The sequence below is a fragment of the Phenylobacterium sp. genome (assembly GCF_035475775.1).
In the GTDB taxonomy this organism is placed as follows: domain Bacteria; phylum Pseudomonadota; class Alphaproteobacteria; order Caulobacterales; family Caulobacteraceae; genus Phenylobacterium.
The window spans coordinates 1-12,680 of sequence record NZ_DATIMC010000106.1 but is presented as its reverse complement, the minus strand read 5'-3'; the positions used below and the strand labels follow the sequence as shown (position 1 = coordinate 12,680).

12 protein-coding genes are annotated in these 12,680 nt (G+C 69.5%); 2 read left to right on the top strand and 10 right to left on the bottom strand.

The genetic code is table 11. The features are described from left to right. Positions 1-14: 14 nt before the first annotated feature. From coaD to gyrA, 3 genes are all read right to left on the bottom strand, one after another. A complete protein-coding gene (gene coaD / locus VLI41_RS13470; RefSeq protein WP_325268598.1) occupies positions 15-509 on the bottom strand; it encodes a pantetheine-phosphate adenylyltransferase in 495 nt (164 codons plus the stop codon). A gap of 82 nt (positions 510-591) precedes the next feature. Beyond that, the gene (gene mddA, locus VLI41_RS13465; RefSeq protein WP_325268597.1) at positions 592-1,323 is read right to left on the bottom strand and encodes a methanethiol S-methyltransferase; all 732 of its coding nucleotides are present in this window, start codon (positions 1,321-1,323) and stop codon (positions 592-594) included. Between the two features lie 89 nt (positions 1,324-1,412). Beyond that, the gene (gyrA, locus tag VLI41_RS13460; RefSeq protein ID WP_325268596.1) at positions 1,413-4,199 is read right to left on the bottom strand and encodes a DNA gyrase subunit A; all 2,787 of its coding nucleotides are present in this window, start codon (positions 4,197-4,199) and stop codon (positions 1,413-1,415) included. Between the two features lie 157 nt (positions 4,200-4,356). Here gyrA and VLI41_RS13455 point away from each other — a divergent pair, with 157 nt between their 5' ends. Both VLI41_RS13455 and VLI41_RS13450 read left to right on the top strand, forming a co-directional pair. After that, positions 4,357-5,427, top strand: a complete 1,071-nt coding sequence (locus VLI41_RS13455) for a 2OG-Fe(II) oxygenase (protein ID WP_325268595.1) — start codon at positions 4,357-4,359, stop codon at positions 5,425-5,427. Between the two features lie 20 nt (positions 5,428-5,447). Then, positions 5,448-5,885 carry a DUF3617 domain-containing protein gene (locus VLI41_RS13450; RefSeq protein WP_325268594.1) on the top strand — a complete coding sequence of 146 codons (438 nt, stop codon included), beginning with the start codon at positions 5,448-5,450 and terminating at the stop codon, positions 5,883-5,885. Positions 5,886-5,901: 16 nt separating this feature from the next. Here VLI41_RS13450 and ssb read toward each other — a convergent pair whose 3' ends face one another. The 7 genes from ssb to VLI41_RS13415 all read right to left on the bottom strand — a co-directional run. Beyond that, a complete protein-coding gene (gene ssb, locus VLI41_RS13445) occupies positions 5,902-6,375 on the bottom strand; it encodes a single-stranded DNA-binding protein (RefSeq protein ID WP_325268593.1) in 474 nt (157 codons plus the stop codon). Positions 6,376-6,496: 121 nt separating this feature from the next. After that, positions 6,497-6,871, bottom strand: coding sequence for a hypothetical protein (locus tag VLI41_RS13440; RefSeq protein ID WP_325268592.1), 375 nt, complete (start codon positions 6,869-6,871; stop codon positions 6,497-6,499). 40 nt (positions 6,872-6,911) lie between these two features. Further along, a complete protein-coding gene (locus tag VLI41_RS13435; RefSeq protein WP_325268591.1) occupies positions 6,912-7,577 on the bottom strand; it encodes a hypothetical protein in 666 nt (221 codons plus the stop codon). Between the two features lie 14 nt (positions 7,578-7,591). Next, on the bottom strand, positions 7,592-10,411 hold the full coding sequence (locus tag VLI41_RS13430; protein WP_325268590.1) for an SBBP repeat-containing protein: 2,820 nt from the start codon (positions 10,409-10,411) through the stop codon (positions 7,592-7,594). Between the two features lie 107 nt (positions 10,412-10,518). After that, positions 10,519-11,325 carry a hypothetical protein gene (locus VLI41_RS13425; protein WP_325268589.1) on the bottom strand — a complete coding sequence of 269 codons (807 nt, stop codon included), beginning with the start codon at positions 11,323-11,325 and terminating at the stop codon, positions 10,519-10,521. 172 nt (positions 11,326-11,497) lie between these two features. Beyond that, positions 11,498-11,776, bottom strand: a complete 279-nt coding sequence (locus tag VLI41_RS13420) for a hypothetical protein (RefSeq protein WP_325268588.1) — start codon at positions 11,774-11,776, stop codon at positions 11,498-11,500. A 119-nt stretch (positions 11,777-11,895) separates the two neighbouring features. Continuing rightward, positions 11,896-12,680: flagellin (locus VLI41_RS13415; protein WP_325268587.1), on the bottom strand; the 785-nt coding region annotated here is incomplete at its 5' end.

The window sequence follows — 12,680 nt, the reverse complement described above, 5'->3', positions numbered from 1 at the left end:
TGGGGGCTCGGGCCTCATTGGCGGCCGACCTTCTCCAACAGCCGGACCTTGACGCGCGGGCTCACGAACTTGGTGATGTCGCCGCCCAGGAGCACGATCTCCTTGACCAGCCGCGAGGCGATCGCCTGGTGCCGCGGATCGGCCATCAGGAACACGGTGTCGATCTCGCGATCGAGCTGCTGGTTCATGGCCGCCATCTGGAATTCGTATTCGAAGTCGGTGAAGGCGCGCAGGCCCCGCACGATGAGGTTCGCGCCGACCTCGCGCGCGAACACCGTCGTGAGCCCTTCGTAGGGACGGACGTCGATCTCGACCTGCCCGGCCAGGTGGGCGGTCTCCTCGCGCAGGATGGCGACCCGCTCCTCGAGCGTGAACATCGGTCCCTTGCCGATGTTGATCGCCACGCCGATCACCAGCCTGTCGACCAGCTTGGCGGCCCGCTCCATGATGTCGATGTGCCCGTTGTGCACGGGATCGAAAGTGGCGGGAAACAAGCCGACGCGCGTCATCAGGTGGGCCCCCAACTGTCCGCTTCCGCCTTTCGCCGTGGAGTGCGGTTATGGCAAGCGCTAAGTTGGGGGCCCTAAGCTGCTACGCCTTGCTGGGCGGCATCGGGATGATCATCGACACCCGCTTGCGGTAGCTCGCGTAGACATCGCCGAACACGGCGGTCAGGTCGTGTTCCTCGAGCTGGATGGCGATCAGGATGTAGGCCGTCGTCGCCGCCGCGAAGAGCAGGCGGCCCAGGGTCATGGTCGGCGCGGCCCAGAAGGCGACGATGAAGCCCAGGTACAGCGGGTGGCGGACGACCCGATAGAACAGCGGGGTCCGGAACTCGGGCGGCGGCGTCTCCTTGCCCGTGGCGTAGGCCCAGGTCTGCCGCAGCCCGAACAGGTCGAAGTGGTTGATGAGGAAGGTCGAGGCGAGCACCGTGAGCCAGCCCGCGGCCGCGAGCGCCAGGATCACCTGGCCCCACGGACCTCCCACCGACCACAGGACCGTGGGGATCGGCCGCCAGGCCCAGAAGATCAGCACCAGGGCCGCCGAGGCGAACAGCACATAGGTCGATCGCTCGATGGCCGGCGGGACCGCCTTGGTCCACCAAGCCTTGAAGGCCGGTCTCGCCATCACGCTGTGCTGGATGGCGAATACGCCCAGCACGGCCACATCGATGCCCAGGCGCGTCAGCAGCGGCCCGACGGGCCCGCTGTCGATCGTCTTCGGAACCACGAAGCCGCTCACGAAGCCGATGGCGTAGAGAAACGTGACGAAGAAGATGGCGTAGCAAACGACGCCATAGAACAAAGCGAGAATGCGTCCCATCTCGCAACCTCCCCTTACTGTGAGGAAGGAAGGCTGTACCCAGCGCCGGCAGGTGTCAATTCGGGTGAACGCGGGTCGGCGAAGGCGCGCTAAGCCTCGCCGCCATCCTCTGGGGCGGGTTCGTCCTCGCCCGCCTCGCCGTTTGTCTCCTCGCCTTGATCGGGGAGGCGCTCGACCGAGACGACGTGCTCGTCCTCGCCCTTGCGGAAGATGATCACGCCCTGGGTGTTGCGGCCGGCCAGGCGCACCTGGTTCACCGGCACGCGGATCAGCTGGCCCTGATCGGAGACCAGCAGGATCTGATCGTCCTCCTCCACCGGGAACGAGCCGGCGAGCCGTCCCCCGCGCTTGCTGAGGTCCTGCGCCAGCAGGCCCTGGCCGCCACGGCCGGTGCGGCGGAACTCGTAAGCCGAGGTTCGCTTGCCGTAACCTTCGGTGGAGACGGTGAGGATGATCTCCTCCGCCGCCTCGAGCTCGATCAGCCGCGACATGGGCGTGTCGCCCTCGGACTGCGCCGCCTCTTCCGGCTCGTCCTCTGCGGCGAGGGCGCCGTCTTCCGGCTCGTCCGCCGCCTCGCCGCGGGCGACGCGCATGGCGCGGGCGTAGCGGAGATAGTCGGCGCGCTCCTCCGGCGTCGCCGGCACGGCGCGCAGGATGGCCATCGAGATCACGCTGTCGCCCTCGGCGAGCCGGATGCCGCGCACGCCGGTGGAGTCACGGCCGGCGAAAACGCGGACGTCGTCGACCTTGAAGCGGATGCAGCGGCCGAGCGCGGTGGTCAAAAGGACGTCGTTCACCTGCGCGTTGCAGACTGCGACGCCGACGATGGCGTCGCCCGCGTCCAGCTTCATGGCGATCTTGCCGTTGCGGCGGATGTCGACGAAGTCGGAGAGCTTGTTGCGGCGCACCCCGCCGGAGCGGGTGGCGAACATCACGTCATACCGGTCCCAGGAGGCTTCGTCCTCGGGCAGCGTCAGGATCGAGGTGATGCTCTCGCCCGGCTCGATCGGCAGCAGGTTGACGAAGGCCTTGCCGCGGCTGGTGGGCGTGCCGAGCGGCAGCCGCCAGACCTTCAGCTTGTAGGCCTTGCCGCCCGACGAAAAGAACAGCATCGGGCTGTGCGTATTGGCCGAGAAGACGCGGGTGACCGCATCCTCCTCCTTGGTCGCCATGCCCGAGCGGCCCTTGCCGCCGCGATGCTGGGTCCGGTAGATCGACAAGGGCGTGCGCTTCACGTAGCCGCCGTGGGTGACGGTGATCACCATCTCCTCGCGGGCGATGAGGTCCTCGTCCTCGACGTCGGCGTCGCCCTCGACCACCTCGGAGCGGCGCGGCACGGCGAACGCCTCGCGCACCTCGACGAGCTCCTCGCGCACGATGGCCATGACCTTCTCGCGCGAGGCCAGGATCGCCAGGAAGCCCTGGATCGCTTCGGCCAGGCTCTCCGCCTCCCCGAAGATCTCGTCGCGGCCGAGACCCGTCAGGCGCGAAAGGGTCAGGGCCAGGATGGCGCGCGCCTGGTCGTCCGTCAGCCGGATGCGCGAGCCTTCGATGGCCACGGTGCGAGGGTCGGCGATCAGGTCGACGAGCGGCAGCATGTCGCCGGCCGGCCAGTCGCGGGCCACCAGCCGCTCGCGCGCCTCGGCGGGGTCCTTGGACGAACGGATGATCTGGATGAAGTCGTCGATGTTGGCGACGGCGATCGCCAGGCCGACCAGCACGTGACCGCGGTCGCGCGCCTTGCCGAGCTCGAACTTCGTCCGGCGGACGACGACCTCCTCGCGGAACTCGACGAAGGCCTGCAGCATCTCGCGCAGGCCCATCTGCTCGGGACGGCCACGGTTGAGCGCCAGCGCGTTGACGCCGAACGAGGTCTGCAGCGGGGTGAACCGGTAGAGCTGGTTCAGGATCACGTCGGCCGGCGCATCTCGCTTCATCTCGACGACGATGCGCATGCCGTCGCGGTCGCTCTCGTCGCGCAGATCGGCGATCCCTTCGATCCGCTTCTCGCGCACCAGCTCGGCGATCCGCTCGACCAGTGCGGCCTTGTTCACCTGGTATGGGATGGCGGTGATGACGATCGCCTCGCGCTCCTTGCGGATCTCCTCCACCGAAGCCTTGCCGCGCACCACGACCGAGCCGCGGCCGGTCATCAGCGCCTGGCGCGCGCCGGTGCGGCCGATGATCTCGCCGCCGGTCGGGAAGTCGGGCCCCGGCACGATGTCCAACAGCTCGTCGAGGCCGATCTCCGGGTCGTCGATCAGCGCCAGGCAGGCGTCGACCACCTCGCCCAGGTTGTGCGGCGGGATGTTGGTCGCCATGCCGACGGCGATGCCGCCCGCGCCGTTGACCAGCAGGTTGGGAATCCGCGAGGGCAGCACCACCGGCTCCTGCTCGGAGCCGTCGTAGTTGTCCTTGAAATCGACGGTGTCCTTGTCGAGGTCGGCCAGGATCGACATCGAGGCCTGGGTCAGGCGGCACTCGGTGTAACGCATCGCCGCCGGCGGGTCGTTGTCGACCGAGCCGAAGTTGCCCTGGCCGTCGATCAGCATCAGGCCCATTGAGAAGGGCTGCGCCATCCTGACCAGGGTGTCGTAGATCGCCAGGTCGCCGTGCGGGTGATACTTGCCCATCACGTCGCCGACCACCCGGGCCGACTTCACGTAGCCGCGCTCGGGCGTGTGGCCCTGCTCGTTCATCGAGAACAGGATGCGGCGGTGCACGGGCTTCAGGCCGTCGCGCACGTCCGGCAGGGCGCGGCTGACGATCACGCTCATGGCGTAGTCGAGGTAGGAGCGCTTCAGCTCGTCCTCGATGGCGATAGGGGCGACAGCCCCGCGCCGGTCGTCAGGCGGAGTGGTGTTCTCGTCGGTCAAGGGGAGAAATTCGCCGTTCGAATCGTGAGGCTTATGTGGGGTGTTTGATTAGCATTCTGAAGGGGCGAGCGCCACGAATTCGCGCGCACGCGCGTACGCGCGTGAGGACCGGGCGGCGCGTGACCTGCTTGCGCTTCGCGCCTAGGCTCCGCCCCCGATGACTGCGCCGCCCCTAGATCCCGGCGAGCCCGCGCCCTGGTTCAAGGCGGCGAGCGCCTCCAGCCCGGAATTCGTGTTCGACACCGCCGGCGGCCGCTTCGTGCTGATGCTGTTCCTGCCCGTGGCGACGGAGCCGCGCAAGGCGGCGCTGAGCGCGCTGGCCCGCGGGCAGCGGCTGTTCGACGAGGCCACGCTCGCGGCTTTCGTGGTGGTGCGCGAGCCCGAAACCGCGGCCCAGGTGCGCGACCTGCGCGGCCTGCGCTGGATCCTGGACGAGGGCCGGGAGGTGAGCCGGCTCTATGGCGCCGACAATGCGGGGTTCTGGCTGCTGCTGGACCCGGCGCTCAGGGTGATGCGGCGGGCGGCCATCGAGGACGCTCCGGCGCTCTTCGCCGAGCTCGCCGCCCTGCCGGCGCCCGGCGACCCCGCCGGCGCGCCCCTGCACGCGCCGGTGCTGATCGCGCCCCGCATCTTCGAGCCCGCGCTCTGCGCCGAGCTGATCGCGCTCCACGCCTCGCGAGGCGGCGGCGAGTTCACCGGCGTCATGCGCGACAAGGGCGACGTCACGGTGATGGAAATGGACGAGCTGAAGCGTCGCCGCGACCTGCTGGTCGAGGACGACGCGCTGAGGGCCGCCATCGCCGAGCGGCTGCAGCGGCGGCTGTTCCCGTTCATCGGGCGCGCGTTGGCGAGCGAGGTCACCCGTATCGAACGCTACCTCATCAGCTGCTACGACGCCGAGGACGGCGGCGTGTTCCACGCCCACCGCGACAACACCACCTTCCAGACGGCGCACCGGAAGTTCGCCTGCTCGATAAACCTGAACGACGATTTCGAAGGCGGCGACCTGCGCTTCCCGGAGTTCGGGCCGACGACCTACCGGCCGCCGGTGGGGGGCGCCGTGGTCTTCGCCTGCGGCCTGATGCATGAGGCGCTGCGGGTCAGGCGCGGCCGCCGCTACGCCTTCCTGCCCTTCCTCTATGACGAGGCCGGCGCCGAGGTCCGTGAGGCCTATCTCAGGCGCGCCGGACGCGACGGATCGGCCAGCCGCCATGGCGGCGCCTCATAGGCCCGCCTATATGCGCGCGCATGAAGCTCTTCCTTCCGACCCTGGCGGCCGCGGCCCTGGCGGGCTCCGCGGCGGCGGCCCAGAGCCCGATCCTTCCCGGCTATTGGGAATCCACCAACACGGTGAGCTCGCCGCTGCATTCGACCAGCACCTCGCGGCGCTGCATCAGCCCGGCCGACGTGGACCGGTTCCTGACCGGGCCGATCAACCACCATTACACCTGCATCTACCCCACCCGTCGCGTGGGCGGCGGCAAGCTGGCGATGAAGGGGATCTGCACGGACAACAAGGGCCGGCAGGTGCAGGTGAGCGCGTCCGGCGCCTACACCCCGACGAGCTTCCACGTGGACGCTGTCATGACCACCCGCTTCCTGGGACTGCCGGTCTCGGGCCACGCCACGACCGAGGCCCGGCGCATCGCCGAAGCCTGCCCGGAGCCGCCCCCCGCCGCGGGCTGAGCGGCCGCGGGCCGGCTCAGAACGGGATCTCGTCGTCCAGCTCGGCTGTGAAGTCCTCGCGCGGGCCGGAGCTGGGCGTGCGCGGACCCGAGGAGAAGCCCCCGGCATAGCCGCCGCCCTCCTCCCGCTCGGCGTCGCCGCGGCCGTCCAGCATGGTGAGCTCACCGCGGAACTTCTGCAGCACGACCTCGGTGGAGAACTTCTCCTGCCCCGACTGGTCGGCCCATTTGCGGGTCTGCAGCGCGCCTTCGATGTAGACCTTCGAGCCCTTGCGCAGATAGTTCTCGGCGACCTTCACGAGGTTGTCGTTGAAGATGACCACGCGGTGCCACTCGGTCTTCTCCTTGCGCTCGCCGGAGGTCCGGTCGCGCCAGGTCTCGGAGGTGGCCACGCGCAGGTTGGCGACCCGGTCGCCGGAGTTGAGGGAGCGGATTTCGGGGTCCGCCCCGAGGTTGCCGATCAGAATGACCTTATTGACGCTGCCCGCCATATCGATGTCCTAAGCTTCCGTGCCTGCGGGCTGATGCCCAGGCCGACGGTAGCGCGCCGTTAACGGCTCGGCAAGCAAACGTTCTTGTTACGTTCGAATCGAGCGGCCGGTTCTCCACAGCCTATTGCTGCGGCATGGCGCCGGGAATCGCCAGCCGGCCATCGCCGGTGCGCACCAGGGCGACATATCGCGGTCCTTCCAGAGAGGTTGAAGTGAAGATCCCTTCCCTTTCAACGAAAATGAAATTCGACTGGTAGGCGCCGAGCAGCTCCGTGGCGGAGCCGCCCATCCCGAGGAACTTGAGCCGCATCGCCTCGAGGTTCGCCGCACAGGTCTCGAGGTTCGGCGCGTTGACCAGCCTGTTGTATTTCAGCCTCCCGTTCTTCTCGAAGACCACGTGATAGCAGACGCCCGCGGTGCCGGGCGGCGTGGTGCGTTTGGCGCAGGCGCCAAGCGCCAGGGCCGCGGCGAACAGGATAAGGCTGGTGCGGAGCATGGGCGGCAACCTACACAAGGCTTGCGGCCGGCGCGAGGCGTCAGCCTGTGGGCAGGCTGCAGCCCTGCCCCTGCTCCATCAGGCCGCGGAAGCTGCGATTGTCCGAGGAGATCTCCACCTTCCCGGGGACCAGGCGGATGGTTTCTTGCCCCCAGCGGCCGTAGAGCGCCTGGCCGGGCCGTTCGCAGCGCCCGTCGAACAGGGTGCGGGCGCACAGGTTCAGCGCCATGTCGTTCGGCAGCCTGCGCCAGGTCCCCTCTGCATAGCGCCAGCATGCGCCGAGCGGGCCGGCGCGCGGCGCCGGTTGCGGCTTGGGGGCCAGCCGCCTGACCGGCTCGGGGGCGGGCGGCAGAGGGGCGACGACGGATCCGCCCGGCCGGGCGGCGGCCAGCGCCCCGGTCGGATCGACGCCGACATCCAGCTTGTCGGTCGCGACGCCGTTGCGCTGGGCGCACTCGGCCAGGGTGAACTCGCCCACGAACTGGCCAGACGCGAAACAGCGCAAGGTCTTGGCCGCTGCGACCGGCTTGGACTCGGTCTGATTGGGTTTGATGATCAGGCCGCCCTGCGAGGCCGGCGGCGGCGGCGTGGGTTCGCCGCTATGCCCGCCCATCAGGGCCCAGGCGATCAGCCCGCCGGCCGCGAGCGCCACCACGGCGCCGCCGCCCAGCACGACGCCGGTTCTACGAGCCCCGTCAAAATTCATGCCCCTCGCTAGACTCAGCCGAACAGGCTGGCAAGCGACGAGCCCGACCCATCGGCGCCGGTCAAACGATCGAGCGCCGCCTGGTAATCGGCGATGCGGCTCTGGGTGTAGGCCGAGACCGCGCCGGTCACCTTGGGCTGCTGGCTCTGCGGCGTCGCCGCCTGCTTCAGGTCGGCATAGATCGCCCGCACCGTGGTGATCGCATTGGTGAGCGCATCCTGGGCGCTCGCGATATCCGCCGCGGAGTTCAGGTCGAGGCGCGACGGAAGCCGCAGGCCATAGGTCTGGGTTCCGCCGTCGGCCGGCAGGACGCCCTTGGTCTTGTCGACCACCGTGTTGCGGATCAGGCCGGGCTGCAGACCCAGCGCCTGCAGCGCATCCTGTCCGGCCGGCCCGGGCAGCAGCTGGAACGTCGCGCGATTGTCCTCCGGCGTGAGCGACAGGGTCGAGCCCTCGACGCTGAAGCCGGTCTCGACATTGATCGAGAACAGGCCGGCCCGCTGGATCTTGGTCATCAGCGTCTGCAACGTGTCGTCGGCCTCGATCGTGACCGTGCTCGGGGAGTTGTTTCCGGCCTTGATCTGGAACTCGTCGCCGGCCCGCGCCGAGGTCGCGGAGGTGACGAGCTGCGAGCTGTCCGAGGTCAGCGCGCCCTTCGGCAGGCCGAGCTTGTCCAGTGCGCTGCCGCCGTTCGCGTCCACGGCGATCGATTCCGGAGCGTCGATGGAGTCCTTGGCCGTGAAGCGCTGGGAATAGGTCACCGCGCCGGCGCCCACGTCGAGTCCGGCCACGAAGCCGTCGGTCTTGCCGACCGGGGCAAGGCCGGGAAGATCGGTCGAGGTGGTCGTGCCCGTGACCCAGACCTGCCCGCCCGCGACGGTCGCCGCCGTCACCTTCTCCGTGCCGGAACCGCCGAAGTAGGCCGCCGCGTCGGTGGCCGTGGACGTCAGGTCCTCCGATATCCGTGCGCCGAAGGCGTCCTGACCGCCGCTGAGCGTCCGGGTGGTGTTGGCGACGCTCAGGCCGCCGCTGGTCGAGCCGCCGATCAGCAGGTTGCCGGAGCCGTCGAGGCCGATGCCCCCGATCGTCGCGCTGCCGAGGCTGCGCGTCGCGGTCAGCGTCAGCTGCGTGGGATCCGAGGCGTCGAAGCTGCGGATCGTCGCCGTCCCGCCGTCGTGGCCCGCCACGTAGACGTTGGTTCCATCCACCACCAGCCCGGAGATGCCGTCGTCGCCCGTCGTGCCGAACTGGCGGGTGGAGAGCGAGACGCCGTTGGAGTCGTAGGCGCGGAGATAGCCGTCGACGCCGCCGATCGCCGAGCGGCCGCCGATCGAGCCCTGGGTCTGGCCCGCCACATAGACGTCGCCGCTCGCATCGAAGGCGACCGCCTTGGCCGTGTCGTCGCCGAGGTCTGAGCCCTGGCGCTGGGTCCACAGCTCCTGGCCCTGGGAGTCGTAGAGGGTGACGAAGCTGTCGCTCTGGGTGGGGTCGGCGCCTGAATCGCCGCTGTCGAGCTCGCCGGTGACCGAGCCCGCAATCGCCACCTTGCCGTCGGCGCTCACCGCCAAGGACATGCCGCTCGCCGAGGATGCCGCGCCGAGGGTGCGCGTATAGACCAGATTGCCCGCGGAATCGTACTTCAGGAGAACCGCGTCCTGCGCGCCCTTGATCGTCTGGCCGTTCACCGTGCCGGTGGCGTCGGCGAGCAGATAGACCGAACCGTCCGCGCCTGTGGCCGTGGCGTGCACGGTCCCTACGCCGGCCGGCAGAGTCTCGCCGAACACCTCTCCGGTCGTGTACGACGTCTCGCCGGGACGCGAGGCGGCGTCGGCCCCCCCGCCGCCTTCCAGCTTGAGCAGCTGCTGCTCGGTGTCATCGACTGTCGCAGGCGTGGTCGAAGCGGTCGAGCCGTCGCTCGGCGCGACGGCCGGCGCTGGCGCCACGGGATCGCCGGCGCTCTGGGCCACGTAGATGCCCGGAGCGGTGGTCGGCGCCGAGAAGGTGACCGTCTCGTCCAGCAGGCCGCTGAACTGGAAGGCCCATTGCGTCTGGGCGTCCGCGATGGTGGTCGTCTGCCCGCCGATGCTGATCGTCTCGGGGGCGGTCTGCGAGGAGGTGGTGCTCACTCGGATTCCGAGACCGGCGGCCTGCAGCTTGGAGTTCATATAGGCCGCAACGGTGCTCATGCTCCGCGGGGTCGAACCCATTTCCGAGAGGTCGAAGTTCACCGTGACGATCGAGCCGCCGATCTTCTTCACATCGGCGGTGAACTGCACGCTGCCCTGGAACGCCGCGACCGGAGCCGCCGAGGAGCCGGTGGCCAGCACCGCTGTCGTGTAGGTGTCGGACTGTTTTGCGAAGGCCGCCGTGCTGGTCGCGCTGGCCGTCGCCGTCCCCGAGGTGAGCCGGAACTCGTCGAACTTCGTGCTCTCCGCGTAGGTCGAGATCTCCGTGAGACCACGCTGAAAGGCCTGCTGGATTCCCGGCAACGCGAACTGCGAGGTCGTCGGATCGCTCGCGGCCCCGGCGAGGGCCTGAAGCGTGAGCAGCCCCTGATTGATTGCGAACAGCCGCTTGTAGTCGGCATCGGCCGTGGTCACGTCGACCTTCGCCGCTTTTTCATCGACGAAAGCAGCCCCTGAAAGCGCCTGGGTGATCAGCGCGCTGGCCTGTGTCGCCTGGCTCGGATCGTTCCAGGGCGCGGTCGGCACCTGGGCGGCGGTCTGCGCGGTCGCCGAGCTCGCGACGCCGCGGCTGGCGGCCGCGGCCGCCGCCACGCCCGCCTGGGCCTGGTACCAGCTCAGAAGCACGTTCGGATCGAAGCTGATCGTCACGGGACCGCGCCTGACTTGCGAAGGAGCTCGCGGCGCGAGCATGCCCCTGCAAGGGCTGACACCGAGTTAAGGGCGCCGAAGTCTTTGCGGTCCGGCCCGAGGGCCGCTCAGCCGCGGAACAGGGAGAGCAGCGCCTGAGGCGCCTGGTTCGCGAGCGACGTGGTCTGCCCGGCCAAGGCCTGCTGCACGGCCAACGCCTGCAGGCGCGCCTCATCCGCCCCCTCGCCGGCGGGGATGCCGCTCGATAGCGCGCTCTGCAGCTGGCTGACCACCCCGAGATGCGCCTGGATCTGATCGGACTGGGCGCTCATCTGCCCCAGCCGCTCGCCGAGACTGCCGGAGGCGGCGTCGATCTGCGCCAGCAGCGCCTGGAGATCGTCCGGACCGCCCAGCAGGTCCGTTCCCGCCAGGCCCAGAACCGGCCCGCCGGTGGTGAAGTCCTGGGACGCCAGGCTGATCGTGGTCCCGCCCGCCAGGTCGGCCTGGAAGCTGAGGTCCTGGTCGGAGCCGCCGTCCAGCATCGTCACGCCCTGGAACGAAGCGGAGGTGGCCAGCTGGTCGATGGCGGCGAGCACGCCCTGATAGTTGGCGTTCAGCGCCTGCGGATCGCCCGCGCCGCCTTGAACGGCCGAGGCATTGTCGCGCAGCATCGAAACGAGCCCTGCGATGGTCTGGCCCGCGCTGATGCCCACGTCGGAGATGGAGGCCGCGCGGTTGAGGCTGTCGGTCAGTCCAAGCACGGCGCTCAGCGAGGGCGCGCCGCTTGCGCCGGCATAGACGACCGCCGGATCGGGCGCGCCGGCGGGCCGCGTCGCCGGCTGGGGAGAAGCCCCGCCGGCCGAGGCGCGATTGGCCGCGGCCTGTTCCTGGGCCAGCAGCGCCGCCAACGACGCCCCGTTCACGCTCGTCACCATGCTCGCCCCGCTCGCGCCTTCCGAGACGCCGACCGCGCCTGCTGCGGTTTTAGGCCGAGTCCCTCATCTCGGCGCTAGCGAACAGACGACGATGGCCGCGCGCCGGGGCCCCGGCGGCGGTCGCGACCGCGGCAGGCGGTCCGCTTGGCGATGTCCCCTCCGAGCCTTGCGCTCAGACGGCGGTCTTGATCAGGCTTCCGGCCTCGTAGCGTTCCACCTCGTGCATGCGCACCACCTCTTCGCGAGGCAGCTGCAGCACCACGTCCCCCGTCCGGCGGTCGATGGTCTTGTAGATGAACAGGCCGCTGGCCTGGTCTTCTTCGATCACCAATCGCAGGTCCGCGACGTCCTTCTGCATGGCGGCGGAATTGGACACCGCCGCGGGCGGAGCCGGCGCCGGCGTCACGCCGGCGGCTTGGGTCAGACCGATAGGGGCGAGATTGTTCTCCATCTTTCTTACGCCAGCCGGCGACGCGGCGAGGCGACTCCCTTCGCGACGACGCGGCGGGAAGGTCGCCCTCCCCGCCGCTTACGCGTGGGCTAGGGGCGCGGCGAGCGCGCCCCCGAACCCTATCGGAACAGGCCGAGCAGGATGCCGGTCGACTGGTTGGCGATCGACAGCGCCTGCACGCCAAGCTGCTGCTTGGTCTGCAGGGCCTGCAGGTTGGCGCTTTCCTGAGCGAGGTTGGCGTCAACCAGGTTGCCGATGCCGGTGTTGAGGCTGTCCTGCAGCTTCGAGACCAGGTCGAGCTGGTTGTCGACGGCCTTGGAGTCCACACCGAAGCCCGAGAGCCCCTGCGTGACGGACTTGATGGCCGAGTCGATGACCGCCAGCGAGGCCGCGGCCTTCGTGCCGGTGCCGTCGGCCCAGGAGCCGCCGGCGTTCGCCGCGACCGTGTCGACCGAGGCGGTGGTGGCCGGAGCCGTCACCGTGCCCGCCGTCAGCGTCAGCGAGGTGTCGGAAGCGAAGACCGTCGCGGCGTTCAGCTTGTCGTGCGCCGAGGTGATCTTGATCTTGCCGTCGGCGGAGCCGATGGCCGCCACCGCACCGCTGGAGTTGTCGATCAGGTTCACGCCGTTGAACGAGGCCGAGGCGATCACGTTGGCGTAGCTTTGCGCCAGCTTGGTGTACTCGTTCTCGTACTGCGTGCGCGAAGCGTCGTCGACGCCGGCGTCGGAGGCCGCCAGGGCCTTCTGGCGCATCTGGTTGAGGTTGTCGGTGAGCTGCGAGCCCGCCTGCAGGGTGGTGTCGAGGACCGACTTGCCGTTGTTCAGCGAGTTGGTCACCGCGTCCAGCGAGGAGGCCTGGGCCTTTTCCGTCTGGGCGATGGCCCAGATGGCGCCGTTGTCCTTGG

Coding starts and splice junctions, on each gene's coding strand:
- coaD (WP_325268598.1), bottom strand. CDS start 509: ATGACGCGCGTCGGCTTGTTTCCCGCCACTTTCGATCCCGTGCACAAC.
- mddA (WP_325268597.1), bottom strand. CDS start 1,323: ATGGGACGCATTCTCGCTTTGTTCTATGGCGTCGTTTGCTACGCCATC.
- VLI41_RS13455 (WP_325268595.1), top strand. CDS start 4,357: ATGACTGCGCCGCCCCTAGATCCCGGCGAGCCCGCGCCCTGGTTCAAG.
- VLI41_RS13450 (WP_325268594.1), top strand. CDS start 5,448: ATGAAGCTCTTCCTTCCGACCCTGGCGGCCGCGGCCCTGGCGGGCTCC.
- ssb (WP_325268593.1), bottom strand. CDS start 6,375: ATGGCGGGCAGCGTCAATAAGGTCATTCTGATCGGCAACCTCGGGGCG.
- VLI41_RS13440 (WP_325268592.1), bottom strand. CDS start 6,871: ATGCTCCGCACCAGCCTTATCCTGTTCGCCGCGGCCCTGGCGCTTGGC.
- VLI41_RS13435 (WP_325268591.1), bottom strand. CDS start 7,577: ATGAATTTTGACGGGGCTCGTAGAACCGGCGTCGTGCTGGGCGGCGGC.
- VLI41_RS13425 (WP_325268589.1), bottom strand. CDS start 11,325: ATGGTGACGAGCGTGAACGGGGCGTCGTTGGCGGCGCTGCTGGCCCAG.
- VLI41_RS13420 (WP_325268588.1), bottom strand. CDS start 11,776: ATGGAGAACAATCTCGCCCCTATCGGTCTGACCCAAGCCGCCGGCGTG.